The sequence below is a fragment of the Streptomyces sp. HUAS CB01 genome (genome assembly GCF_030406905.1).
GTDB classification, from domain to species: domain Bacteria; phylum Actinomycetota; class Actinomycetes; order Streptomycetales; family Streptomycetaceae; genus Streptomyces; species Streptomyces chengbuensis.
On record NZ_CP129137.1, the window covers coordinates 6,552,156 to 6,576,775 of the forward strand.

The window sequence follows — 24,620 nt, forward strand, 5'->3', positions numbered from 1 at the left end:
GTCGGTGGTCACCGCCGCCGTGCTCCTCCTGACCCCGCTCCAGCTCACCGGGGCCATCTCCGCCCCGCTGACCGGCCGTATCGGTCCGAGGCTCGGCTGGCGCAGGATCGTGGTCACCGGTGCGATCGCCAACTTCACGATCTTCGCCCTCGCTACCGTCGTCCGGCACCACGAGTGGTTCCTGGTCGCCGCGCCGGCCGCGCTCGGAATGACCTACGGCGGGTTCATGCTCACCGGTCTCGACGGGCTCGCCGTCACCACCGCCCCCAAGGACTGGCCCGGCTCCCTCTCCGGTCTCAACGGCGCGTGCTTCGGAATCGGCGCCTCGCTCGGCATCGCCCTCGCCTCCGCCGTGATCACTGCCGGCAGCGACGCGAACGGCGTCACGGAGGCGGGCTACCGCAACGCAATGCTCGTCGCGCTCGCCCTGCTCGCCGTCGGCGTCGTCACCGCGCTGCTGATCCGGCGCCCGGAGCGGCGGGCGGGACGGGGGAGCGGGACGAGCCGCGCCTGGAGCAGCCCCGACCGGTGCTCAGCCACCACTGACGTCACCACTGACGTCACCACTGACGTCACCACTGACGTCATCACTGTCGTCACCACCGAGGACGCCGCACGGGCGCCGTGGGCGTCACCCGTACGGCCCACTCCGCGCGCCTCATGGGACCGGGATCCGTCCATCCTGGTCCCATGAGCCGCAAGGACGCATCGACCGGGGCCCGGAGCAGCAGGGGGAGCGGCGGGCACGGTGGTGAGGGCTTCCGCGGCAGACTCACCCCGGGCCGGATCGCCGCCCTCGTGGTCGCCGTCCTCACCTTGGTCTTCATCTTCGAGAACACCAAGGAGGTGGAGATCAGGCTGCTGATCCCCGAGGTCACGATCCCCCTGTACCTGGCCCTGCTGGGCACATGGGTCGTCGGCGGTCTCTGCGGGGCCTACCTCTTCCACCGCCGCAGGAGATGACCCGGGACTAGCCTGGCGCCATGCCCGCAGCACCAAGTCCCCCTCCGGACCCACGGGACACCAGCGCCGCCACCGACTCTCCGGCACCCTCCGGCTCTCGGCCCCCCGCGGACTCTCAGGCGTCCTCCCGCTCCGACGCCGCCGCCGGCGCTCCCGTCGCCGCGGTCGCGGTGGGCCCGAGGGTCTTCCTACGCCACTACCGCCTCGAGGACGCCGCGGAGTACACGGCGCTCGCCCGGGAGAGCACCGGACTGCACCGGCCCTGGCTCTTCCCGCCCCGGACGGAAGCCGACTACCTCGCCTACGCCCGCAGACTCCTCGAGGACCCGACCAGGGCCGGCTACCTCGTCTGCGACCGTGCCGACGGGCGGATCGCGGCGTTCATCAACATCAACAACATCGTCGAGGGGGCCTTTCTCAGCGGAGCGCTCGGCTACGGGGCATTCGCCCACGCCGCGGGTCGCGGACTGATGACGGAGGGCCTCGGGCTCGTCGTACGCCATGCCTTCGGGCCGCTCGGTCTGCACCGCCTCGAAGCCAACATCCAGCCCCGCAACGCGGCTTCCATCGCCCTCGTGCGGCGACTGGGCTTCCGGCTGGAGGGCTTCTCCCCCGACTTCCTGTTCATCGACGGTGCCTGGCGCGACCACGAGCGCTGGGCGATCACCGCGGAGATGGAACTCGGCACACCGCTGCCCGACTCCGGCGCCGGGCAGAGCGACCCGGGCGCCGACGAGGGGGACTGACCGGCTGCGGCCGCCCCGCCCGCTCCGTCGGCCGGGACCGAACGGCCGGGTGTCGGCCGTGACGGCCGCGCCTCCGAACGCCCGGTTCGCCCGCTCGTCGCCCGGGACGGCACAGCCGTCGTACGGTCGCACCGCCCGCCCTATCGGTCGGTGCGCCGCGCTTCCGAACGGCCCCGCCCGCTCCGTCGGCCGGGACCGAACGGCCGGGTGTCGGCCGTGACGTCCGCGCTTCCGAACGCCCGGTTCGCCCGCTCGTCGCCCGGGACGGCACCCGCCGCGCAACCCGTCCGCCCGCGTTCGTACGGAGCGGGCGTCCGCCCAGCCGTCACGGTGAACGTACGGCAGGCCGCCGACGGGTCCGGCGCGGTATCCGTGCGGCCGGTCCCGCCGCGGCCCGCGCGATCCGCCCCGACCCGCCGCCCCGGTCGACCCCCGGGCCGGCACCGGCCGTTCCCGCCCGCCCGAACCCTGCCCCGCCGGGCCCACCGTCGGAGCCCCGCCCCGACCCGCCGCCCCGGTCGACCCCCGGGCCGGCACCGGCCGTTCCCGCCCGCCCGAACCCTGCCCCGCCGGACCCACCGTCGGAGCCCCGCCCCGACCCGCCGCCCCGGTCGACCCCCGGGCCGGCACCGGCCGTTCCCGCCCGCCCGAACCCTGCCCCGCCGGACCCACCGTCGGAGCCCTGCCCCACCGACCCGCCGTCGGGCCCCCTCCGCCGGTCCCACCACCGCCTGCCCCTCCGGACGCGGAACCCGGTGCGCCCGCACCACGATTCCGGTCACGATCTCGTCAAGTCCCGGGTGAGAGCGTTCTCCTCGCCCCCTGCCGTCTGCGAGCATCCCGTCCCGAAAGGGCTTTCGGGGGACGTTCACCGTGTGCAAGGGGGGACCGGTGGCGGGGTTCGTGTTTCTGCGTGCGCGCGGGCACCGGCTGCTGCTGGCCGCCGCACTCCTCGCCGTCGTGCTGACCACCGCGGTCCTGACGACCCTCGCCGCCTTCGCCGGATCGGTCGGCGATGCCGGCCTCCGGCACGCGTTGCGCACCAGGGACGCGGCCGACGCCGCGCTGTTCATCACCTCGGACGATCCCGACTCCGACCCGGAAGCGGCATCGGACGCCGCGCTGCGCGGAGCACGTGAGTCGTTCGACGGACTCCCCGTCACCCTGCGCCGGTTCGACCGGTCGGGCCCGTACGGACTGCCGCGCGGCCTGCAGCAACCGGCCGCCCGCACGGGCGAGCCGGACCTCGCCGAGTTCGGCGTCGCCGACCGCTCCCGGGTCCGTCTGACGGCCGGGGCCTGGCCCACGGCCGGCGCCCGCGGGGTGACCGAGGTCGCGGTTTCCGAGGCGGCGGCCAGGCGGCTGCGGCTCGCGCCCGGACCGCGTGTGATCACGCTCGCCGACCGGCTGGGCGGCCCGCCCGCACGCATCCGGGTCGCGGCGGTGTACCGCCCGGCAGACCCCGCCGACCCGTACTGGCAGCTGGACGAGCTGCGCGGACGCGGAGTGCACAGGGACGCGTTCACCACCTACGGACCCCTGCTCACCGACCCCGCCGCCCTCGGTTCCGGCGGCCGGATCACCCAGCGCACCCGGTCCTGGCTGGCCACGGCCGACTTCACAACGCTCCACGCCGGCCGTGTCGACGCCCTGCGCACCGCCGCGGAGGGCACCCAGAAGCACCTCACCGCACAGCGGGCGCTCGCGGGCGGGGTCACGGCACGCACCGCCCTGCCGGACGCACTCGACCGGCTCGAGCGGGCCCTCCTCGTATCCCGGGCGACGCTGCTGATCGTCGCCTCCCAACTGGTGCTGCTCGCCGCGTACGCACTGCTGCTCGTGGCACGGCTGCTCACCGCGGAACGCGCGGCGGAGACCCAGGTGCTGCTCGCCCGGGGGGCGTCACGGCGCAGGGTCGCCGCGCTCGCCGCCCTGGAGGCACTGCTGCTCGCACTGCCCGCCGCCGTCACCGCCCCGCTGCTCGCCGGACCCCTCGCCGGGCTGCTCGCGGGCCAGGGGCTGACCGGCAGGCTCGGACTGCGCATCGACACCGCCCCCACCGCGGCCGTGTGGTCGGCCGGCGCGGCGGTGGCGGCGGCGTGCGCGGTGGCCGTGGCCGCCCCGGCGCTCACCGCGGCCCGGGCGGCCGACGGGCGGGCCCGTGCCCTGCCCGCCCCGCTGCGGGCCGGCGCCGACATCGGACTCCTCGTCGTCGCCGCGGTGGCCTACTGGCAGCTGGACCAGCGCACTTCGGGTGCGGGCGCGCTCAGCGGCGACCGGGAGGGGCGGCTCGGGATCGACCCGCTGCTCGTCGTGGCGCCCGCCCTGGCCCTCCTCGCCGGCACGGTGCTCACCCTGCGGCTGCTGCCGCCCGCCGCGAAGCTCGCCGAGCGGCGGGCGGCCCGCGGCCGGGGGCTGACCGTCTCGCTCGCAGGGTGGCAGCTGAGCCGCCGGCCGATGCGCGGTGCCGGTCCGGTGCTGCTGCTCGTACTGGCCGTCGCCATGGGCATGCTGGCGATCGGTCAGGGCGCGTCCTGGGACCGGTCGCAGGACGACCAGGCGGACTTCCGGGCCGGCGCCCCCGTGCGCGTACTCGGTTCCACCGCACCGCCGTTCGGCCAGGGCGGCGCCCACGACGACACGCCCGGCCTCCGGGCCGCCGCCCCGGCGGCGCGCGGCACCCTCGGGCTCTCCGCCGGGCGCCAGGCCACCGTCCTCGCTCTCGACACGGGACTCGCGGGCGACGGACTGCGGCTGCGCGACGACCTGGCGGACACCGACCCACGGGCGCTCCTCGGGCGGCTCGCGACGGATCGGCCGCCGGGCCGCGGGACCGTCCCCGCCTCCGCCGCGCCGACCGGGTTGGTGCTCCCCTCCGGCACGGAACGGCTGCTCCTCGACGTCACGCTCCGCGCCGCCGAGGACGGCCCGTACGCCGAGTCCGGCTCGGTCCTCACCGTGACCGTCGAGGACCGGTACGGAGTGCCCTACCGCCTGCAGGCGGACGGGCTGCGCCCCGACGGCCGGCCGCACCGCACCACCGTGGACTTCGCGGCGGCCGCCGGCGCCCCCACGGGCCGTCCGGCGGGACCCCTGGTGCTGACGGCGGTCGAGTTCGACGAGAGCGGCCAACCCGACCGGATCGCGCCGAAACGGCTCACCGTCGGCGCGCTGCACGCCGTCGCAGCGGACGGCACTCCCCGGCCGGTGACCGTGCCGGACGGCCTCCGCTGGCAGGCCACGGCCGTGGTCGCGGACGGGGAGCCGCCGTCCGGCGACGAGAAGGCGCCCGCGGTCACTTCGGTGCGTTCGTCGGCCGCGACACCCCTCGACGTCGCGTACCACAGCGGCACGGCGGTCCCCGAATTCGACTGGGGCGACGAGCGCCTGGTGACGATCCGGGCGGCGGTCCGGCGGGCCGCGCCTCCGATGCCGCTCGCCCTGGCGACCGACCGGTTCCTGGAGGCCGGTGGCGCCAGGACCGGCGACGTGGTCGAGGTGCCCATGCCCGGCGGGGCCCTCAGGGTCCGGATCGCCGGCGCGCTGCGGGCCCTTCCCACCACCGGGCCCGGCGCGGACCCGGCCGGTGCCGTGCCCGGCGGCCCCGCCGCGGCCGGCTCGGCGGCCGCGCCGGTGGACGGGGGCGCGCTGCTGCTCGACCTGCGGGCCGTCAACCGGGTGCTCGCCACCCGCGCCGGCGCCTCGCTGCCGCCCACCGAGTGGTGGGTGTTCCCCGAACCCGGCCGCGCCGCCCAGGTCGCGGCGGCACTGCGGGACCGGGCGGAGACCGCACCCGGCCAGGTCCTGGTGCGCGACGAGACCGCCCGGGAGCTCCACGACGACCCGCTCGGCGCGGGCTCCCGCTCGGCGCTGCTGGCCGCGGCGTTCGCGGCCGCCGCGCTGGCCGCCGTCGGCTTCGCGGTGAGCACCGCCGGCACGGTCCGCGAGCGCGCGCGGGAGTTCGCCGTGCTGCGGGCGCTCGGCGCGCCGCGCCGGATGCTCGCCCGGTTGCTCGCCGCCGAACAGGCCCTGCTCATCGGACTCGCCATGGCGATCGGCGTCGCCGTCGGCACGGCGCTGACCCGCGCGGTCGTCCCCCTGGTCGTGCTCACCGGGCAGGCCACGCAGCCGGTGCCGGGCGTACTCGTGGAACTGCCCGTCGGCCGGGTGGTCCTGCTCCTCGCCGGCGTCGCCGCCGCGCCCGTGCTGATCGTGGCGGTGTCGGCGCTGCGCCGCGGGGAGCCTCCGACGGCCCTGCGCGGCCAGGAAGGCGAGTGAGGTGAAGCAGATGCCGGGGAGGGACGCGGCAGGGCGGACGGACACGTCCGGTACCGGCACGGCGGGCGGACCGGGCACGGCCGGGCGGTGGGGCAGCCGTGCGGTTCGCCGTGGCCCCGATGCGTCCGCGCCGTGGGTGCGGACACGGCTGCGCACGGCCCCGCGGCCCGCCGTGGCGATGCTCCTGCTCGTCCTGGTCACGTCCTTCCTCGCCGCCGCCTTTCCGCGGGCCGTGGACACCTACGAGGGCGAGGCGCTGCGCCACGAACTGCGCGGCGCCCCCGCCGAACGCAGCAGCGTCCAACTGTCCGTGGGCCCGCCGGCACCGGACGCCGGGGACGAGGCGGTCGAGGCGCTGCGGCCGGCGAGGCTGGCCGCACGGCACCGTGCCGTGCTGGCCGCGATGCCGCGCTCGCTGCCCGCCGACGCGGCGCAGTCCTCGTACGGGAGCCGTCTCCGCAAGCCGGAGCGGGCCGCGGACGGCTGGCTGCCGCAACTCGACGGCGGCGCACCGGTGTTCACCCTGAGTGCCCCCTCGGGGCTCGCCGGCCACTCGGTGGTGCGGTCGGGGCGGATGCCGACGGCGCCCCGCGAGGGCCCGGGGGCCTGTGAGGTGGAGGCCGCAGTCACCACGGACACAGCCCGCGTCCTGGGCATCGGGGCCGGTGCGCGGATCCATGTGCGGCGGGCCCCCGGCTTCGGCGCACCGCTCGCCGTCCACGTCACCGGGGTCCTGGAACCCCGGCACCCGGAAGGCGGCTACTGGTCCGTCGAACCGGTCCTGCGCACCCCGGCGAAGCTCTACACCCCGCCACCGGTTCCGGAGCCCTACTGGCACGGCGCCCTGCTGCTCGCCCCCGACGCCGCGCCGGTGCTGCTGTCGGTGTCCCCGAACACCGAGGCCTACTCGCGCGTCGCCGTGGACCCCTCCCTGGTCACCGCGGACGAGCTGCCCGCGGTCAGGGAAGCCGTCGCCTCGGTCGAGCACGGGGCCCGGGGTACGGCGCTGCGCGCCCGGGTGTCGCCCGACCTGGAGATCACGACCGGCCTGGACGACATCCTCGTCGAGGCGGAGGGCGTGCTCGGCTCGGCCCGCCCCGTGGTCGCGGTGGCCGCCGTGGGCGTCGGCACGGTCGCGGGCATCGTCCTCGTGCTGGCCGGCGGCCTGGGCGCCGTGCGCCGGCACTCCGAACTGACGCTGCTGCGGGCCCGCGGAGGCTCGGTGCGCGGCATCGCGGGACGGCTCCTCGCGGAGTCCGCCGTCCCCGTCCTGCCCGCGGCGGCGGCGGGCTGCGCCCTCGCGTTCCTCCTGCTGCCCGGCGGCAGGCCGCTGCCCGCCCTGCCGGCCTCCGCCGCAGTGGCGCTCGTCGGATGCGCGGCGCTGCCGATGCGCGCCGCGTTCCTGCACCGGCGGCTGCGGCTGCACGGGCAGCGGGACGACCTCGTCCGCACCAGGCCCTCCCGGCGCAGGACCGTGGCCGAACTGACGCTGCTGGTCCTCGCCGCGGCGGCAGTGGTGGCGCTGCGCAGGGGCGGCACCGCAGGCGGGACGACGGATCTGCTCGCCGGCGCCGCGCCCGTGCTGGTGGGCGTGATCGCCGCACTGCTGCTCGTACGGCTGTACCCGCTGCCGCTGCGGCTCGCAGCCGCGGCGGCCGCGCGATGGCGGGGTGCGATCGGCTTCCTGTCCGTGGCCCGGGCGGGCCGGGCCCCCGCCACCGCCGCGCTGCCGCTCCTGGCCCTGCTCGTCGCCCTGACGACGGCTTCCTTCGGCGGCTCGGTGCTCACCGGTGTCGGCGAGGCCCGCGACCGGGCCTCACTGCTCGCGGTCGGCGCCGACGCCAGGATCGAGGCGGAGGAACTGCCCCGGGGGCTGGCCGAGGAGGTACGGAAGGCGCCCGGCGTGGACGACGTCGCCGCCGTGCACCGCTCGTACGACCTCGACCTGCGGGACGGCGGGTCCGAGAGCGTCACGCTCCTCGCCGTCGAACCCGGTGCCTACGCCCGCCTCGCCCGCTCCACCGGAATCGGCGCGTTCGCGTCCGGGGAACTGCGCGGCGCCACGGACGCGCTGCCTGCCCTCGCCTCCCCGCGGGTCGCCGCGCGCCTGGGCGACGCACCGGCCGAAGTCGGCCCGCCGGACGCGCCGTTCACCGTGCGCGTGGCCGCCGTCCGCGACACCACCCCGGCCGTGGCCGAGGGCGACTTCCTCGTCGTGGACGCCGCGGGACTGCCCGCCGTCCCGGCTCTCACGACGCTGCTGGTTTCCGGCCCGTCCGTCACGGCGGCACACCTCGGCGAAGCGGTCCGAGCGGCGGGTGCCGGGGCCGGGACCCGGGTGACGCTGCGCTCCACGGGGCGCGCCGGTTTCGTCGAGACCCCGGTGCAGCGCGGCGCGGAGCGGGTCTACGTCGTGGCAGTGGCCGCGGGCGCCGGGTACGCGGCGCTCGCGCTGCTGCTGTCCTTGCTGCAGGCCGCGCCGGAGCGCTCCGCGATGCTGGCGCGACTGCGCACCATGGGCCTGACCCGGCGTCAGGGAAGGCGGCTGCTGGTCCTGGAGTCGCTGCCGCAGGCGGTGCTGGCGGGCGCGGGCGGCGCACTGGTCGGATGGGCCGCGATCCGGCTGCTCGCGCCGGGCGTCGATCTGACCCGGCTGGCACTGGCGGCGCGGGGAGGGTTCGCCCCGCCCGGCGCGGTGCGGCTCAGCGCGGATCCGTGGAGCCTGCTGCTGCCCGCGGCCGCCGTGGTGCTGCTGGCCGCCGGGGTGGCGGCGCTGCAGGCGTGGGCGGCGACGCGGCGTACGACGACGACCGAACTCAGGGCAGGAGACATCACCCGATGACCGAGTCCTCCACCGGCTCACCGGCCGCGTCCGGTTCCGCCTGCGCGTCCGGTTCCGTCACGTCCGCGAGCGGGTCGTCCGGGCCGGGCCCCCGGGGACCCGCGCAGGAACCGCCGCCCGCCCCGCCGGGCGGCGCCGCCACCCGCACACTCGGGGAGCTGGAGGCCCGGGCCGCGGCACGCCGGGGCAGGCCCGAGTACGGCCATGACGCGCTGATCACCTGCGACCGGCTGGTCCGGATCTTCTCCACGGACGGGGTGGAGGTCCAGGCGCTGCAAGGGCTCGACCTGCTGGTGCGGGAAGGCGAGTTGACCGCCCTGGTCGGGGCCTCCGGCAGCGGCAAGTCGACGCTGATGAACATCCTCGCCGGGCTCGACGAGCCGACGGCCGGCGCGGCGAAGGTGGCCGGTTTCGATCTGCTGGCGATGGGCGCGAAGGACCGGCTGCGCTACCGGCGCGACGTCGTCGGGTTCGTCTGGCAGCAGACCGCGCGCAATCTGCTCCCGTACCTCACGGCGGCCCAGAACGTGGCCCTGCCCATGCAGTTGCGCGGCCGAGGCAGGAAGGCCGCCCGCGCCGAGCGGGTGACGGAGCTGCTGTCGATACTCGGCGTCGCCGACTGCCGGGACCGCCGCCCCCGTGCGATGTCCGGCGGGCAGCAGCAGCGCACGGCGATCGCGGTCGCACTGGCCAACGACCCGAAAGTGCTCCTCGCCGACGAGCCGACCGGCGAACTCGACTCCCGGACCGCTGAGCAGATCTTCGCCGCGTTCCGCACGGCGAACGAACGTCTGGGCACGACCGTCGTCATCGTCACCCACGACCAGGCCGTCGCCTCCGAGGTCCGCCGCACCGTCGCCATCCGCGACGGCCGCACCTCCACGGAGATCCTGCGCCGGACGGAGGTCGACGCGGTGACGGGCCAGGAGTCGGTGGTGGCGCGGGAGTACGCGATGCTCGACCGCGCCGGCCGGCTGCAGCTCCCCGCCGACTACACCGAGGCCCTGGGGATGCGCGACCGGGTCATGCTGGAGCTGGAGACGGACCACATCGGCATCTGGCCGGACGACACGGCGTCGTAGAGACGACGTTCCGCCGCCGTGGGGCCGGCGGATCGCCCGAGGGCCGCGGGCGGATGGCCTGCCGTGCGGCGCGCGGCACGACATGCCCGCAGGCGCCCGCGGACATGTCGTGGGCGTGCCGCTCAGCGTGCCGTGGACATGCCCGCGTGCGCCCGATCCGCCGATGTCGCCGCCCAACGTGCCGCGGTGGCCGCGCCCGGGCGCGCACGTACGCGGCGCGCCGCGAAGCGGCCGGCCGTTGCGGCGGACGAGCCGAAGGGCGCGCCGCCCGACAGGAGGCGGGCGCGGCGGAGGAGGACCTGAGCCCCCGTACCCCCGTGGTGACGGGGGCTCAGGGGACGAAGGGGACTCAGGCGGCCACCACGGGACCCACGAAGTTCCGGGGCGGGTCGGCGGACTCCTGCTCGGCGACGGGACCCCAGCGCCAGCGCATGTTCTGCGACGCCGTGTTGTTCGGCGGGGTCACGATCGCCGTCACGGGCTCGATCACCCCGTCCTCGCCGGACTGCCCCTGCCGGAACGTGAGGGTGAACCGGGCGCTGGCCCCGGGCTCGAGGGTGACGGCCGAGTGCGACACCGACCGCTGGTCCACGAGGTTCTCCGTCGTGGCGCCCTGGGCGAGCGTCACCTTGGGGAACCCGTCCAGCAGGCACGCGGTGTTCCCCGAGTTCCGCAGCGCCACGACGGCGGTACGGCTGCTGCCGGGGTCCGTGCCGCCGGAGACGGCGGTGCCGCCGGGAGCCCAGGACAGCGCCAGGTCCGAGGTCAGGCACGGCGGGGGCGGCGCCGCCGTCGCGGGAGCGGCCGACACCACCGGCGCGGCGACGGCCACGACGGCCAGGATGCCCAGGGCCCGCACCCTGGCGCGGGGCTCGGTACGGGCACGGACGGCCGTACGGACACGTGCCGCACGGGCGCCCGCGGCAGGCTCAGGGACGGGACGGCACCGTCCTGCGCGGCTGCCCGTGCGTGTGCGTATCGGCCATGACATGCGGTACCTCCGAGGTCGGCTGCTGGGGGACCCGCTCGCGGCGCCCGGGGCGTCCGCTCCGGGACGACAGGGCCTCCCGGGCCCGGCCGGACGCCGACGAAATGCGGACCGTCCGGATCACGGCTGCCGTTCCGAACGCGGCTCGGGCACTCACGAGCACAGTCGATTTCACCCTAAACCAGCCATTCGGGTGATGCATCCGGGCGTTTTCTCGTGGTCCCCCTGTTCGCCCGGTGCTTTCCGTCCACCCGGTTCTTCGGGCACTCGCGTGCGGGGCGCCACCGCGGCTTCGGCCTCGCCTCGCGGGTCCGCTCGCTCAGCGCTGAATCGATGGAGCGACGGGCGCACGGATGGACAGGATGGCCGGATGAGGAACATCGTGGTGATCGACGCCCCCTCCAACCTGGGCCTGCGCCCGCCCGCCCCCGGCTGCCACGAACTCGCCGGAGCCCTGCGCGAACAGCGCGTCGTGCAGAGGCTCGGAGCCTTCGAGGGCGGTGTGGTCGTGCCGCCCCGCTACGACCGCGGCGACTGGCAGGAGGGGGGACGGCGTCTTCAACGCCGGGGCCATCGCCGCCTACACGCCGAAGCTCGCCGACCGCATCGAACACCACGTGCGGGCGGGCGACTTCCCGCTCGTCCTCGGCGGTGACTGCTCGATCCAGCTCGGCGCCTCCCTCGCACTGCGCCGCACGGGCCGCTACGGGCTCGTCGCGGTCGACGCCTCCGCCGACTTCCGGCATCCCGGGAACTCCGACCGCGTCGGCGCCGCGGGTGGCGAGGAACTGGCCCTCGCCACCGGCCGGGGCCAGTCGGACCTCACCGACCTCGAGGGCCTCGGGCCCTATCTGCGCGACGAGGACGTCCGGCTCTTCGGCCTCCGCGACGGCGACGAGGACCGGGCGGAGCTCACCGCGCTCAGGGTCCCCCACGTCACCGTGGGGGAGATACGGCAGTGGGGCGCGGCCGACCTCGCCGCGGCAGCCGTGCGGTCCTTCGGGGCACCCGCGCTCGACGGATTCTGGGTGCACCTGGACGCGGACGTGCTCGACCCCTCCGTGCTGCCCGCCGTCGACAGCCCCGACCCCGACGGCCTGCTGCCGGAGGAAATCCTGCCGCTGCTGCGGACGTTGATCGGCTCCGAGCGGTGCGTCGGCCTCAACGTCACCGTCTACGACCCCGACCTGGACCCGGACGGCGCCGCGGGCCGGCTCCTCGCGGATCTCGTCGTGGCGGCCTTTGCCGAAGCCTGACCCGGCGAGCCCCTGGTCGGCACGGCGGGCACCGTGTTCCATGGTCGACGAGGGCCGCCCCGGCGAATGCCGCAGGGCCGGCGCGCGACCCCGTGTGAACGACGCGAGACGAAGCGAGGTTGCCTTGGCCACGACCGTGCGACGTGCCGTACTCACCCTGCCCGCGGCCCCGTTGGGACCGGAGAACCCCCTGCCCGCCCTGCGTACCCTCGACCGGCTCCACCGCCTCGACGACCGCGCACTGCGCGGACTGCCCCGCGGCATGGCCCGCCGGATCGCGTACGAGCCCCTGCGCACGGTACTGCCGACCCGGCTCCGCGACGGGTACGGGCGGGAGCGCACCGAGACGGACCTCGACGCGATCGTCATCGAGAACGACCTGCTCCGGGCCACCGTGCTGCCGGGCCTCGGCGGGCGTGTCCACTCGCTGCACCACAAGCCCACCGGCCGGGAACTGGTCCACCGCAACCCCGTACTCCAGCCGGCCGACTTCGCCCTCAACGGAGCCTGGTTCGCCGGCGGCATCGAATGGAACATCGGCGCGACCGGGCACACCACCCTCTCCTGCGCGCCCCTGCACGCGGCCGTCGTCGCCGCACCCGACGGCGGTGACATGGTCCGGCTCTGGGAGTGGGAGCGGCTGCGCGACCTGCCGTTCCAGATCGACCTGTGGCTTCCCGACGGGTCCGCGTTCCTCCTCGTCGGCGTGCGGATACGCAACCCCCACGAGCGCCCGGCGCCCGTCTACTGGTGGTCCAACACGGCGGTGCCGGAGGGCGAGCGGACCCGTGTCCTGGCACCGGCCGCCGAGGCGTGGCACTTCGGCTACCGACGCTCCCTGCGCAGAGTGCCCGTGACGGACCACGACGGCACCGACCGCACGTACCCGCTGCGCGGCGAGTATCCCACCGACTACTTCTACGACGTGCCCGAGGACTCCCGCAAGTGGATCGCCTCGCTCGACGAGCGCGGCAGCGGCCTCGTCCAGACCTCCACGGACCGGTTGTGCGGCCGCAAACTGTTCGTCTGGGGCTCCGGCCGCGGCGGACGCAACTGGCAGCGGTGGCTGACCGAGCCCGGCGGACCCGGCTACGCCGAGATCCAGGCCGGGCTCGCCCCCACCCAGCTGGAGCACGTACGGCTCGGGGCCGAGGAGGAGTTCAGCTGGCTGGAGGCGTACGGCCCGCTCGACGCCGACCCGGCCGTCGTGCACGGCGACGACTGGACCGCCGCGCGGGCCGAGACGGAGGCGTGCCTCGAACGGGTGCTGCCACGAGCGGAGTTGGAGAGGGCCTACGCGGCATGGAGGCGGTCCGCAGACACCGACCCCGGTGCGGAACTGGCCACCGGCTCCGGCTGGGGCGCCCTCGAAGTGCTGCGCGCGGGGTACAAACTGCCCGGTACCCCGTTCGACCCGGCCACCCTCGGCGACGAGCAGACGCCCTGGCTTGAACTGCTGCGCACGGGCGTCCTTCCGGCTCCCCGCCGCGTCGCCCCGCCGGGCCCCACTCTCGTCGCGCCGCACTGGCGCGACATGCTGGAGACCGCGCCCGCCGAGCCGCACACCGAGTACCACCTCGGTGTCGCCCAGTGGCACGCCGGCGACCGCGCACAGGCCGTACGGAGTTGGGAACGCGGCCTCCGGTTGGCCCCTTCGCGCTGGCCGCTGCTGCGCTGTCTGGCCCTCGCCGACCGGGTGGGCGGCCATCCCGAGCGGGCCGCCGACCTCTGCGCGGAGGCCTTCGACGACCTGTGCGCCGAGCGCCGCGACCACGGCGAGGCGTGGACGGCGGCGACGGCGGCGCTCGCCCGGGAGACGATCGAGTCCCTGCTGGAGACGGGCCGTACGGCTGCTGCCCGATCGGTACTGGACCGGCTGTGGCCCGCCCTGCGCGAACGGGGCCGGTTCCGGCTGCTGGAGGCCCGGCTGCTGCTCGCGGAGGGCGACCGGGCCGGGGCGCGGGCCGTCTTCGACCAGGGCTTCGAGGTGGCGGACCTGCACGAGGGGGCCGAGACCCTCGGCGAACTCTGGTCGCGGCTCACCGACGAACCCCTGCCCGAACGCTACGACTTCCGGATGCGCCCGCCGCACCCGCTGACGTGAGTCCCCCGGCAGGCGACGGCGGGGGAGGCGCGGCCGAAGTGACAGCGGCGGCGGCCGGACCCGGGGCCGGACGGCCTGGGTGGGGTGTGCCGGGACGGCCTGGTCGGGGTGGGCAGCGGCGGCTCGACGACGGCGCGGACGACCTCGGCCCGGAGGCCGCAGGGTCGCGGCGGCGGTGAGCAGGGCGCGTCACCGCCGGGTGGGAACCCTGCTGCCGGCCCGGTACGGAGGACGGCGCGGGGGCCGGGGGAGGCGGGGACCCGGCGGCGCCGCGCGGTGCGGTCCGCCGAACTGCGGCCTGCTCTCAGCGGCCCGGGGCGCCGGCGGTGTCCGGGGCGGCGGCTTTCCGGTCGACGTACTCGAACACCGACCCGTCCGGGTGGACCGCGATGAGGTTGCGGCCCACCGGCGTCGGCACCGGCCCCGCCACCACCTTGGCCCCGACCTCGGTGAGCGTCGTGTACGCCGTGTCCACGTCCTCGACGGCGATGGTCGCGGAGACCTTGCGGAGGACCTCCAGCTCCGACTCGGGACCGCTCATCAGCAGGAAGCAGCCCACCGCCGCCACCGACACCCCGCCGCGCTCGAAGCGGAGCGCGGGCGTGCCGGTGAGGCGTTCGTAGAAGCCGGACGCGGCCTCGAGGTCGTCGACGCAGATACGCAGCGTGGTTCCGAGGATCTCCATACGGGCGAGGGTAGTTGGCGCCGCCGCACCACGAGATCGATTCCGTCCCGCGGCCGCCGGGGTCGCCGTCGGCCACGGGCACCGCCGCACGGCGCGGCGAGGCACGGACGGTTCGCGGACGGACGGTGCCGCGAGGGCCGGCACGTCCCGGCGCAACCGACGTCGGGTCCCCGGGCGCCCGGGGACCCGACGGCCGCAGGGGACGCCGCCACGATGTCCGCGCCCCTCACCGGGAATTGTCGGACGGCTCTGGCACGCTGCGGTCATGAACGACGAGTCGATCGGCACACAGACGCCGGCCCGCCGCATCACGGATCCGCAGGAGGCCCTCGCGGCGCTGGAGTCGGCCGTCCCCGGACTGCGCGGACTGCGCAGGGCGGAGCCCGTCGTGCCGGACTGGGCCGTGCTGGAGGACGGCCTGGGCACCGCCCTCCCCGCCGACTACAAGCGCCTCGCCGAGTGGTACCCGACGTTCGCCCTCGGGGACTTCGTCCTCGTCGCCCTCCCCGAGCCGGGCGGGGAGCACGATCTGCTCCACGGTGTGCGCGGCGCCCTCGACGTCCTCGCCGACGCCTGGCTCGAATCCGACCGCGGTCCGACGGCCCATCCCGCCCCCGGCGGCCTGCTGCCCTGGGCGGAGTCGAACGAGAGCGACAAGTTCCTGTGGACGGCGGCCGGCGACACCCCGCAGGACTGGGTCGTCACGGTTGCCTCCCGCAGCGGAGGCTGGTGGCACTACGCCGGTGGTGCGGTCCAGTTCCTCGCCGAGTACGCCGGGGGGACGCTGGAGCCGTGGGCGCTGCCGTCGCTCGGGCCCGAGGTGACGCCCTGCTGAGCAGCCTCAGGGCACCCGGCAGAGCAGTTCGCCGTGCGGGACCATGAACCATCCGTCGTCCTCGCTGCCCCACGCGCGCCAGGCGGCGGCGATGCCGTCGAGTTCGTCCGGGCCGGCGTGGCCGCCCTCGACGGCGAGCGACGCGTAGGCCGACGCCGTCGTACGGTCCGCCCACAGGCCGCTCCACCACGCGCGTTCCTCGGGGGTGGTGAAGCACCAGGCGGAGGCGGTGGCCGTGACGGCGGTGAAACCGGCGGCGCGTGCCCACGCGTACAGCCTGCGCCCGGCGTCCGGCTCGCCGCCGTTGGCCCGGGCCACGCGGTGGTAGAGGTCCAGCCAGGAGTCGAGCCCCGGGACCTCGGGGAACCAGGCGAAGGCGCCGTAGTCGCTGTCTCGGACGGCGACGACACCGCCCGGCCTGCACACCCGCCGCATCTCGCGCAGCGCCGCCACCGGGTCACCGACGTGCTGCAGCACCTGGTGGGCGTGGACGACGTCGAAGGAGTCGTCGGGGAAGTCCAGCGCGTGCACATCGGCGACCGCGAAGCGGACGTTGTCCCTCCCGCGGGCCCTCACCGCCTCCCGCGCCTGCTCCAGGACGTCGGCCGCGGCGTCGACCGCCGTGACCGTGCCGGGGGCGACCAGGGACGCGAGATCGGCCGTGATCGTGCCGGGGCCGCATCCGACGTCCAGCAGGTCCGTACCGGGCCGGAGTTCGGGCACGAGGTACGCGGCCGAGTTGGCGGCCGTGCGCCAGCCGTGCGAGCGCAGCACCGACTCGTGGTGGCCATGGGTGTAGACGGCGGTCTCCTTCGACATGCGGCCGTACCCCTCTCGAGACGTGGTACGGCCACCGTACGCCCGAGATTCGGATGCTGAGACCTGGGTCTTGCTATGTGGACAGCAGTCGTCGCCGGGCGCCGCGCGGGGAAGGGGGAGCCGCGTGCGGGACCCGGCTCCGGGGACGGTCGCCGGATCCGGGCCCGCGCGGGACGGGGCCCGTCAGAGCAGCGGCGAGGCCGGTGACGGGCGGTAGACGACCAGCGCCTCCGTGAGCTTGTCCACCGTCAGGTCCGTCGGCGCCTTGGCGATCTCGCCGTCGTACGCGAGCAGCGAGCCCGGCGCCAGTCCGGAGATGCGCAGCTTCCGCAACCGGCCGGCAGCGTGGAACGGGGACCGGCTCAGCGGACCCGCGAGCGCCGCGGCGAGCAGCCGCACACCGGGGAAGCGGCCGCCGTGCACCGCCCGCACGTCGAGCAGCCCGTCGGCGAGGTCGTAACGGCGCCCGGGGGTGGGGCCGACGCGCTGGTAGCTGCCGTTGCCGGCGAACAGCAGCCACAGCGGCCTCCGGCGTCCGGCGATCTCCGCCTCCACCGGGTGCTCGCCCCGCAGGGTCCGCAACGCGGCCAGCACGCCGGCCGGCCAGCCGCCGATCCGAGGTGACCAGCGCTCACGGATGTGCACCATCTCGGGGTACACGCCGAGGGAGAAGGTGTTGACGAAGTGGCCCTCGCGCGCGCCGTCCGGGCCCGGGGTGAACCGGCCCAGGTCGACCCGTACGGCATCGCCCGACGTCAGCGCCTCGCAGGTGTCGTGCACGGTCTCCAGGCCGAGGTCGTGCGCGAAGTGGTTCAGGGTCCCGCCGGGGAACACGGCGAGCGGCAGCCCGTGCCGGGCCGCGGTGGTCGCGGCGCGGTTCACCGTGCCGTCGCCGCCGAGCACGCCGAGCGCCCGGCAGCCGCTCCTGGCCGCCTCTTCCAGAGCGCTCTCGATCTCCTCCGGCGCGCACTCGACGATCCGCGCCAGCGGCAGCGCGTCGCGGACGAGCGCGGTGGCGTCGTCCCCGGCCGCCAGCGCGCCGAGCGGCCCGGTGCCGGAACCGGACGAGCGGTTGGCGACCACGACGAGGTCCTTGCCGGCGGGCAGCCGGGGCGCCCGGGTGTGCGGCCGGCCCGGTGGCGGCAACTGGTCGCGGGTCGGCACCAGCCCGCGTACGGCGAACGCCGCGCCGACCCCGAGGGCCGCGCCCACGAGCACGTCGCTCGGGTAGTGCACCCCGGTGTACACGCGCGACAGCGCGACGGCCGCCGCGACCGGCGCCACCACGGCCCCCCAGCCCTTCGACTCCATCGCCACTCCCGCGGCGAACGCCGCCGCCGACGCCGAGTGTCCCGAGGGGAAGGACGTGGTGAACGGCTGCCGCTTCAGCTGTCTGACGAGCGGCACGGTGTCGAGCATCGGGCGCGCCCTGCGCACCGACCGTTTGGCCACGGTGTTGATCGTCGCCGAGGCGAGCGCCAGTGAGGCGGCGCCCCGCACCGCCGCCCTCCGCGACCGTGCGCCGCGCCCGAAGACGACCATCCCGGCGGCCGTGCCGAACCACAGCAGCCCGTGGTCGGCGGCCCTGCTGAGCCTCGGCAGCACGGGGTCGGCACCCGGCCAGTGGCGGGTCGCGATCGCGTGGAGGGCGCTGCGGTCCCATCCCGTGAGGGTCGAGGCGATCCGCCGGGCGCGCGGCGTGCGCCGTGGCAACCCCTCGGGGACGGACACGAGGCGGGACACGGCGCGGGTGAGGGACTGCGGGAGCGACTGCGCGGTGGACTGCGGCGCTCTGTCTCGGTGGAAGGCCGGCATGCAACGCGGGTACCCCGCCTCATCGCGATCCAAGCGGGCCCCGCTCACATGCCACCCGCGCCGCGCAGAGCGGACGGGCCGGGCTCATACTTCTGCTTCCCCACGGGCGCCTCCTGCCCCACGTGCATCGCCGATCCCGCGGGCGCTTGGCGCCGGCCGGGCCGGGACCCTCGCGCCGTACCGCCTCGCTGCCGCGTTGCCCGACCCCGGGGCCCGCTTCCGCGTCCCTGTCCCGTGGCCCGGCAGCGCACCGCGTGCGTTCGCGGGGGCCGGACGGCCGGAGCACAGTGGACTCCATGGACGATCCCCTGCTGGAACGGCATGCCGAGGCCCTCGCGCTGTTCACGGAACGGGTCCACGCCGTCCGCCCGGAGCAGTGGGACGCGCCGACGCCCTGCGCCGGATGGTCCGTGCGGGATCTCGTCAACCATGTGACCGCCGAGCAGCTCTGGGTGCCGCCCCTGGTCGGCGAGGGCCGTTCGGTCGACGACGTCGGCGACTCCTACGACGGCGACGTGCTCGGCGGCCATCCCGCCGTCACCTGGGACCGGGCCGCCTCCGCCGCCAAGGCCGCCTTCCGCGAGCCCGGCGTCCTGGAGCGCCGTGTCGGGCTGTCGTACGGCGAGAGCACCGTCGCCGCCTACTGCTCGCAGATGACGGCCGACACGATCGTGCACGCGTGGGACCTCTCGCGGGCCATCGGCGCCGACGACGCCCTCCCGGACGCGCTGGTGGGTTTCGCCGCCGCGGAGGTGGCACCGTACGCCGCCGAGCTCGCCGGGAGCGGCATGTTCGCCCCCGCGGTGGAGCCCCCGGAGGGCGCCGACCCGCAGACGAAGCTGCTCTGCCTGCTGGGGCGCCGTCCCTGACGCCCCTTCTCCCGTCACGCCCCCTCCCCCCGGTCGCGGCCGGCACCATTCCGGCCGAACGGCTGACCGGGAGGGCCGGTCGCGCCCAGGCTCACGGCATGACCCTCGACAGGCAGGATCTCGTGGCCCGCCACTCCCGCCGCCGTCACGCACTGCCTTCCGCTTCGGCGTGCCTGTGTCGCTGTCGTGTCCGCTGTCGCTGACCGCCTGCGCCGCACACCCTGCCGCGCGTTGCGCGTTCCCGACGGCCGGTCCTTGCCGTTCGTGTCGGCCGTTCCCTCCCGGTCTGAGCGCGGTTCGGGTCCTTCCGGTCATGTCCCCCCGGTCGAGCCGTGTTCCCGCTTGTTCCGGAATCCCCTGTTCTCTGCCGTTTCCCCGCCCTTCCTCCAGCTGTTCACCGTAAGCGGCCGCCGTCCGCGTCGCGCCACTCGCGGTCCGCCGTGCCGCCCCCCGACACACTTCCGAGGAGTGCCGTGCCGATTCCGTCAGCCCGTCCACCCGCCCGACGTTCCCTGCTCAAACTGATCGCTTCCGCACCGGTCGCGGCAGCCGTCCCCCTGGCCGCCGGAGGGCCGGCCGCCGCTGCGACCGCCGGCATCGTCAAGCCGCTGCCGCCCGGGCTGTTCACCGTCCGCGGCACCAACGCCGAGGCCGACTTCGCGGCGTTCCGGGACACCGGGCCCCTGACACCCGCCGACCGGTTCTTCGTCCGCAACCACACCTCGACACCCGTGCTGAGCGAGACGGACTGGACACTCACGCTCTGGGGCAGCGGCCTCCGCGGACGCCGGTCCGTCGACTTCCGCTACGGCGAACTCCGGTCGATGCCGTCCGTCACCCGTACCGCCTTCCTCGAATGCGCCGGAAACGGCCGCAGTTTCTATGCCTCCCAGCAGGGCGAGACGGTCGGCGGCACGCCTTGGACGCTCGGCGCGATCGGCGTCGCGCGCTGGCGCGGGGTGCGACTGGCCGAGGTGCTCCGGCGTGCGGGTGTCGCCTCCGACGCGGTGGACGTCATGCCCCGGGGACTGGACGACGCGTTCGTCTCGGGCGGGGTCTCCCTGGGCCGGGTGCGCCGGCCCCTTCCGCTCGCCAAGGCCATGGACGACGTGATCCTCGCCTACGAGATGAACGGCGAGCCGCTGCCGTACGACCACGGCTTCCCCGTCCGGGTCGTCGTGCCGTCCTGGGTCGGCATCGCCTCCGTGAAGTGGGTCGGCGACATCGAGGTGAGCACCGCACCGCTGCACTCGCCCTGGAACACCGACACCTACCGGCTGTTCGGGGACGCCTACCCGCCCGGGGGCAGCGCCCCGCTGACCCGGCAGACGGTCAAGAGCGCCTTCGAGCTGCCGGTCCACGCCTCGCTCGCGGCCGGCCGCACCCATCTGCTCACCGGACGGTCCTGGTCCGGGGCGGCGCCCGTACGCCGTGTCGAGATCAGCACGGACGGCGGGGCCCGGTGGCGGCCGGCCGTACTGCGGGACGCCCCGCGCCGCGACGGCTGGGTGCGCTGGGCGACTCCCTGGCGCCCCGGCCGTACCGGTGACACGGTGCTGATGGCCCGCACGACGGACGCCGCCGGCAACACCCAGCCGGCCCGCAGCGTCCACAACTCCCAGGGCTATCTGTTCGACGCGGTCGTTCGCCATCCGGTGACCGTGGTCTGAGCGGGCAGCCCGGAGACGACCGGGAGCGACGGAACCCCCCGGGCCGGGAGCAACCGTGTCCGGGACCCCGGCCGGGATCGACCACCTCCGGGAACGACCCCGGCCCCAAACGACCGTGGCCTCAACGACCGCGCCCGTGAACGACCGCGCCCGTGAACGACCGCGCCCGTGAACGACCGCGGGCCCGGAAGGCGGTGGCCCGAGGAATGCCGAACGGCCCGCCCGGAGCGGCGGGCGGGCCCGAACCTCCGTATAAAGGGCTCGAGGGCCGGGCAGGGATTCCGGGCCGTGAGCACGGGAGGTGGGCGCATGCGGCGGACGGATCCGGAGGGCCGCGGCCCGGTGCGCTACGGCCCGCCCGCGCCTGACCCGGGCCTGCCCGTGCTGCCCGAACTCGCCGACGTCCTCGCGTCCGCCGCCGGACGCACATCACCCGAACCACCGGGCGGCGGGCCGATCCTGCGCGAGGCAGCCGCCGGCTACTGGTGGCGGCGGGGACTGCGCAGCCGCCCCGAGGACATCGCCGCCGCGCCCGGTGCCCAGCCGCTGCTGCTCGCGCTGCTCGCCGCGCACGGCGGCGACGTCCTCATGCCGCGGCCCTGCCCCGCCTGGTGGACACCGCAGGCCCGGCTCCTCGGCAGGCCCGCGTTCCACGTGCCCACCTCCGCCGAGAGTGGCGGAGTGCCCGATCCGTACGCCCTGCTGGAGACCGTGCGCAGGATCCGGGCGGAGGGCGGGAGTCCGCACGTCATGCTGCTGTCCGTCGCCGACGACCCCACCGCCACCGTCGCGCCGCCCGAACTCGTCCGCGAGGCCTGCGAGGCGGCGGTCGACGAAGGGCTGCACATCATCAGCGACGAGACCTGGCGCGACACGGTGCACGAACCTCTCGACCGCCCCCTGCTCAGCCCCGCCGAGATGTGCCCGGACGACGTGACCGTCATCAGCGATCTCTCGGGGGCCCTGCTGCCGGCCGCGTGGCCCGTCGCCGTGGCCCGGTTCCCGACGACGGGACCGGCCGTCGACCGGCGGGCCCGGGTGCTCGACATCCTCACCGCCCTCGGGGGGTTCGTCGCCGGCCCGGTGGCGGCGGCCGCCGCGCACGCGCTGGAGGAGCCCGCCCCGGTCACCGCCCGGCGGGACCGGGCGAACGCCCTGCACGCGGCGGTCGCCGACGCCGTCCACCATCTGATCCTCACCTCCGGTGCCCTGGCCGGGCCGCCGCAGGCGGGCCGCCACCTGTACGCGGACCTGGGCCCGTTGCGCGCCCGGCTCACCGGACTCGGCGTCACCGACTCGATGGAGCTGGAGGACTACCTCAGCGAACGGCTGCACACGCCGGTCCCCGGCGGCCACCGCTTCGGCGACGAACTCGGCGCACTGCGCGCCCGTGTCGACACCAGTCCCTTTCTCGGCTCGAGCCCGGCGGAACGCCTCGAAGCCCTCGAGTCCGAGGACCCCCTCGAACTGCCGCATGTCGCCAAGGCGCTGAAATCCCTCGGATCGGCCTTCCGGGAACTGCGATGACGCAGTCCCGGAGACCGCGACCCGCGAGCCCCCACCGCGATGAACGGAGCCGCAGATGACGGACCAGACGGAGCAGCCGCCTCCCACCTCCCCGGCGGCGCCCACCCGCCGCACCACGGGGGTCTCCCGGGCCCTGAACCCCGCCCACCGGTCCGCGAAGGCCCGCACCGGCACCGCGGACGGCGCGCTCCCCGGCACCGGCCCGGGCGATCCGTTCGCGCCGGCCGCGGCGGCGCCGGGCGACGAGGCGCTCGGCGGGACGGAGCCCAGCGCCCCCCGCCCGCCGGCCGCGGCGGCGTCCGCCGAGCGCGGGAGTGATGGCACGGTCGGCTCGTACCCGCCGGCCCACACGGACCAGCCCGCTCAGGGGCGCCGCCCGTCCGCCGCGTCCGGCCCGTCCGGCCCGTCCGGCCCGTCCGGCCCGTCCGGCCCGTCCGGCTCGTCCGCCGCGTCCGGTGCGGCTGCCCCGCCGGAGGCCGCGGCCCCGCCGGAGGCCGGCCCCCAGCCCGTGCCCGTGACCGGGCCGGAGTCCGTGACGGGACTGCGGCCGCTGGGGCTCACCCGGCGGTGGCCGCGGTCCTTCGCCGACCGGCTCACCTCACCGCTTCCCGGTGTTCGCGCCATGGCGCGGCTGGCGAGGGAGGGTGCGCTGCGGCCCGCGGCGGCCGGGCTCAAGGACATTCCCCGGCTGCCCTTCGCCCCCGGCACCCTGCCGGAGGCCGAACCGGGCACCGTCGCCGTCACCTGGGCCGGCCACGCGAGCTGGGTCGTGGCCATCGGCGAGCTCACGGTGCTCACGGATCCCGTCTGGTCCCGCAGGATCCTCGGCACACCAGCCCGGCTCACTCCCGTGGGCGTCCGCTGGGAGGACCTGCCGCCCGTCGACGCCGTCGTCATCAGCCACAACCACTACGACCACCTCGACGCGCCCACCATCGCCCGGCTGCCCAGACGCACCCCGATGTTCGTACCCGCGGGCCTCGGCGGCTGGTTCCGGCGCCGGCGCTTCACCCGCGTCACCGAACTCGACTGGTGGGAGTCGGCGGAACTGCCCGCCGGCAGCGGGGTCGGCTCGGTCCGGTTCGAGTTCGTCCCCGCGCACCACTGGTCCAAGCGCACCCTCACGGACACCTGCCGTTCGCTCTGGGGCGGCTGGATCCTCACCGACCAGCGCGGCCGCCAGGTGTACTTCTCCGGCGACACCGGATACGGCCACTGGTTCAAGGAGATCGGCCGCCGCCACCCGGACATCGACCTGGCGATGCTGCCGATCGGCGCGTACGCCCCGCGCTGGTGGCTCAGTTCGGTGCACACCGACCCGGAGGAGGCGGTACAGGCGTTCGAGGATCTCGGCGCCCGCAACATGGCCCCGATGCACTGGGCCACCTTCGTGCTCTCGTCCGAGCCCGTGATGGAACCCATCCGCAGGCTGCTGACCGCCTGGGCGCACACGGGCCGACCACGCGAACAGCTGTGGGACCTGCCGGTCGGCGGCTCACGCGTGCTGACCGCCTGACGACCGGCGCCCGCGCGATCCCCGCCGCTGCCGAAGTCTTCTCCACAGCGCGGGCACCCCGCTGAGCAGCAGCGTCAGCCCCACGGCCGCCAGCACGCCCTCCCACGGCTCGTCGAACAGCGAACCGCCGAGGATCCCGATCACCCCGTACGTGGCGGCCCACGCCAGACAGGCGGGCGCGTCACCGCGCGCGAAGCGGGCCAGCGGCATCCTCGCCATCAGGCATGCGAGCATCACCGGAATCCGTCCCGCCGGTACCAGCCGGGACAGCACGAGCACGGTGCCGCCGTGGTCGTCGAGTTTGCGCTGTGCCTGGGCCAACCGGTCCGGGGCCGCCCGGGACCGCAGTGCCTCCAGCCACTTCGAGCCGTTCCTCGACCCGACGCCGCGCCGGCCGAGCCAGTACAGCGTGATGTCCCCGAGGAACGCCGCCGAGGCGGAGACCAGGAACACGAGGAACACCGAGAGAGGCGCCGTCTGATGGAGCGCCACCACCGCCGCCGTGCTCACCACCGCTCCCGTCGGCACCACCGGCACCAGCGCGCCCAGCGCCACCAGCAGGAACAGCGTCGGATAGCCGACGGCCTGCTGCGTCGACTCCGGCGGCAGCTGACCCATGACGTCC

At 75.9% G+C, this 24,620-nt stretch carries 17 protein-coding genes and 1 pseudogene; 13 read left to right on the forward strand and 5 right to left on the reverse strand.

Annotated elements, in window-relative coordinates:
• Nucleotides 1-4: 4 nt before the first annotated feature.
• From QRN89_RS28815 to QRN89_RS28840, 6 genes are all read left to right on the forward strand, one after another.
• Nucleotides 5-694, forward strand: coding sequence for an MFS transporter (locus QRN89_RS28815; RefSeq protein WP_290352334.1), 690 nt, complete (start codon nucleotides 5-7; stop codon nucleotides 692-694).
• Nucleotides 691-963, forward strand: a complete 273-nt coding sequence (locus QRN89_RS28820) for a LapA family protein (protein ID WP_290352335.1) — start codon at nucleotides 691-693, stop codon at nucleotides 961-963. The genes QRN89_RS28815 and QRN89_RS28820 overlap by 4 nt, the downstream gene beginning before the upstream one ends.
• A 20-nt stretch (nucleotides 964-983) precedes the next feature.
• Complete coding sequence (locus tag QRN89_RS28825; RefSeq protein WP_290352336.1) at nucleotides 984-1,709, forward strand: GNAT family N-acetyltransferase; 726 nt, start codon at nucleotides 984-986, stop codon at nucleotides 1,707-1,709.
• Between the two features lie 891 nt (nucleotides 1,710-2,600).
• Entirely contained in the window at nucleotides 2,601-5,987 is a 3,387-nt protein-coding gene (locus QRN89_RS28830; RefSeq protein ID WP_290352337.1) for an ABC transporter permease, read from the forward strand.
• Between the two features lie 178 nt (nucleotides 5,988-6,165).
• Nucleotides 6,166-8,829: an FtsX-like permease family protein gene (locus tag QRN89_RS28835; RefSeq protein ID WP_290353899.1), complete on the forward strand. Its 2,664-nt coding sequence runs from the start codon at nucleotides 6,166-6,168 to the stop codon at nucleotides 8,827-8,829.
• The gene (locus tag QRN89_RS28840; RefSeq protein WP_290352338.1) at nucleotides 8,826-9,911 is read left to right on the forward strand and encodes an ABC transporter ATP-binding protein; all 1,086 of its coding nucleotides are present in this window, start codon (nucleotides 8,826-8,828) and stop codon (nucleotides 9,909-9,911) included. Before QRN89_RS28835 ends, QRN89_RS28840 begins: the two co-directional genes overlap by 4 nt.
• Before the next feature lie 349 nt (nucleotides 9,912-10,260).
• On the opposite strand, the gene QRN89_RS28845 is transcribed toward QRN89_RS28840, so the two are convergent.
• Nucleotides 10,261-10,770 (reverse strand): DUF4232 domain-containing protein, encoded by a 510-nt coding sequence (locus QRN89_RS28845; RefSeq protein ID WP_290352339.1) that lies wholly within the window; start codon nucleotides 10,768-10,770, stop codon nucleotides 10,261-10,263.
• A 499-nt stretch (nucleotides 10,771-11,269) separates the two neighbouring features.
• Here QRN89_RS28845 and QRN89_RS28850 point away from each other — a divergent pair.
• Together QRN89_RS28850 and QRN89_RS28855 are read left to right on the forward strand one after the other, a co-directional pair.
• Nucleotides 11,270-12,155, forward strand: a pseudogene (locus QRN89_RS28850) (arginase family protein).
• 124 nt (nucleotides 12,156-12,279) lie between these two features.
• Entirely contained in the window at nucleotides 12,280-14,259 is a 1,980-nt protein-coding gene (locus tag QRN89_RS28855; RefSeq protein WP_290352340.1) for a DUF5107 domain-containing protein, read from the forward strand.
• A 304-nt stretch (nucleotides 14,260-14,563) separates the two neighbouring features.
• On the opposite strand, the gene QRN89_RS28860 is transcribed toward QRN89_RS28855, so the two are convergent.
• A complete protein-coding gene (locus QRN89_RS28860; protein WP_290352341.1) occupies nucleotides 14,564-14,944 on the reverse strand; it encodes a VOC family protein in 381 nt (126 codons plus the stop codon).
• A 265-nt stretch (nucleotides 14,945-15,209) separates the two neighbouring features.
• Here QRN89_RS28860 and QRN89_RS28865 point away from each other — a divergent pair, with 265 nt between their 5' ends.
• Nucleotides 15,210-15,779 (forward strand): SMI1/KNR4 family protein, encoded by a 570-nt coding sequence (locus tag QRN89_RS28865; protein WP_290352344.1) that lies wholly within the window; start codon nucleotides 15,210-15,212, stop codon nucleotides 15,777-15,779.
• 6 nt (nucleotides 15,780-15,785) lie between these two features.
• Here the strand turns inward: QRN89_RS28865 and QRN89_RS28870 are convergent, their stop codons facing one another.
• On the reverse strand, nucleotides 15,786-16,598 hold the full coding sequence (locus QRN89_RS28870; RefSeq protein ID WP_290352346.1) for a class I SAM-dependent methyltransferase: 813 nt from the start codon (nucleotides 16,596-16,598) through the stop codon (nucleotides 15,786-15,788).
• A 183-nt stretch (nucleotides 16,599-16,781) separates the two neighbouring features.
• Complete coding sequence (locus QRN89_RS28875) at nucleotides 16,782-18,413, reverse strand: bifunctional phosphatase PAP2/diacylglycerol kinase family protein (RefSeq protein WP_290352348.1); 1,632 nt, start codon at nucleotides 18,411-18,413, stop codon at nucleotides 16,782-16,784.
• A gap of 296 nt (nucleotides 18,414-18,709) precedes the next feature.
• Here QRN89_RS28875 and QRN89_RS28880 point away from each other — a divergent pair, with 296 nt between their 5' ends.
• The 4 genes from QRN89_RS28880 (at nucleotide 18,710) to QRN89_RS28895 (ending at nucleotide 23,995) form a co-directional block, all read left to right on the forward strand.
• Nucleotides 18,710-19,282 (forward strand): TIGR03086 family metal-binding protein, encoded by a 573-nt coding sequence (locus QRN89_RS28880; RefSeq protein ID WP_290352349.1) that lies wholly within the window; start codon nucleotides 18,710-18,712, stop codon nucleotides 19,280-19,282.
• Between the two features lie 473 nt (nucleotides 19,283-19,755).
• Entirely contained in the window at nucleotides 19,756-20,952 is a 1,197-nt protein-coding gene (locus QRN89_RS28885; protein WP_392854268.1) for a sulfite oxidase, read from the forward strand.
• A 309-nt stretch (nucleotides 20,953-21,261) separates the two neighbouring features.
• The gene (locus QRN89_RS28890) at nucleotides 21,262-22,479 is read left to right on the forward strand and encodes an aminotransferase class I/II-fold pyridoxal phosphate-dependent enzyme (protein WP_290352350.1); all 1,218 of its coding nucleotides are present in this window, start codon (nucleotides 21,262-21,264) and stop codon (nucleotides 22,477-22,479) included.
• 508 nt (nucleotides 22,480-22,987) lie between these two features.
• On the forward strand, nucleotides 22,988-23,995 hold the full coding sequence (locus QRN89_RS28895) for an MBL fold metallo-hydrolase (protein ID WP_290353901.1): 1,008 nt from the start codon (nucleotides 22,988-22,990) through the stop codon (nucleotides 23,993-23,995).
• On the opposite strand, the gene QRN89_RS28900 is transcribed toward QRN89_RS28895, so the two are convergent.
• On the reverse strand, nucleotides 23,975-24,613 hold the full coding sequence (locus QRN89_RS28900; RefSeq protein WP_290353902.1) for a DedA family protein: 639 nt from the start codon (nucleotides 24,611-24,613) through the stop codon (nucleotides 23,975-23,977). The genes QRN89_RS28895 and QRN89_RS28900 overlap by 21 nt on opposite strands.
• Nucleotides 24,614-24,620 lie beyond the last annotated feature (7 nt).

What these genes read in the sequence shown, in the direction of transcription:
- QRN89_RS28900 (WP_290353902.1), bottom strand. Translation starts at nt 24,613, where the DNA reads ATGGGTCAGCTGCCGCCGGAGTCGACGCAGCAGGCCGTCGGCTATCCG.
- QRN89_RS28870 (WP_290352346.1), bottom strand. Translation starts at nt 16,598, where the DNA reads ATGTCGAAGGAGACCGCCGTCTACACCCATGGCCACCACGAGTCGGTG.
- QRN89_RS28820 (WP_290352335.1), top strand. Translation starts at nt 691, where the DNA reads ATGAGCCGCAAGGACGCATCGACCGGGGCCCGGAGCAGCAGGGGGAGC.
- QRN89_RS28865 (WP_290352344.1), top strand. Translation starts at nt 15,210, where the DNA reads ATGAACGACGAGTCGATCGGCACACAGACGCCGGCCCGCCGCATCACG.
- QRN89_RS28880 (WP_290352349.1), top strand. Translation starts at nt 18,710, where the DNA reads ATGGACGATCCCCTGCTGGAACGGCATGCCGAGGCCCTCGCGCTGTTC.
- QRN89_RS28860 (WP_290352341.1), bottom strand. Translation starts at nt 14,944, where the DNA reads ATGGAGATCCTCGGAACCACGCTGCGTATCTGCGTCGACGACCTCGAG.
- QRN89_RS28835 (WP_290353899.1), top strand. Translation starts at nt 6,166, where the DNA reads ATGCTCCTGCTCGTCCTGGTCACGTCCTTCCTCGCCGCCGCCTTTCCG.
- QRN89_RS28890 (WP_290352350.1), top strand. Translation starts at nt 21,262, where the DNA reads ATGCGGCGGACGGATCCGGAGGGCCGCGGCCCGGTGCGCTACGGCCCG.
- QRN89_RS28875 (WP_290352348.1), bottom strand. Translation starts at nt 18,413, where the DNA reads ATGCCGGCCTTCCACCGAGACAGAGCGCCGCAGTCCACCGCGCAGTCG.
- QRN89_RS28825 (WP_290352336.1), top strand. Translation starts at nt 984, where the DNA reads ATGCCCGCAGCACCAAGTCCCCCTCCGGACCCACGGGACACCAGCGCC.
- QRN89_RS28840 (WP_290352338.1), top strand. Translation starts at nt 8,826, where the DNA reads ATGACCGAGTCCTCCACCGGCTCACCGGCCGCGTCCGGTTCCGCCTGC.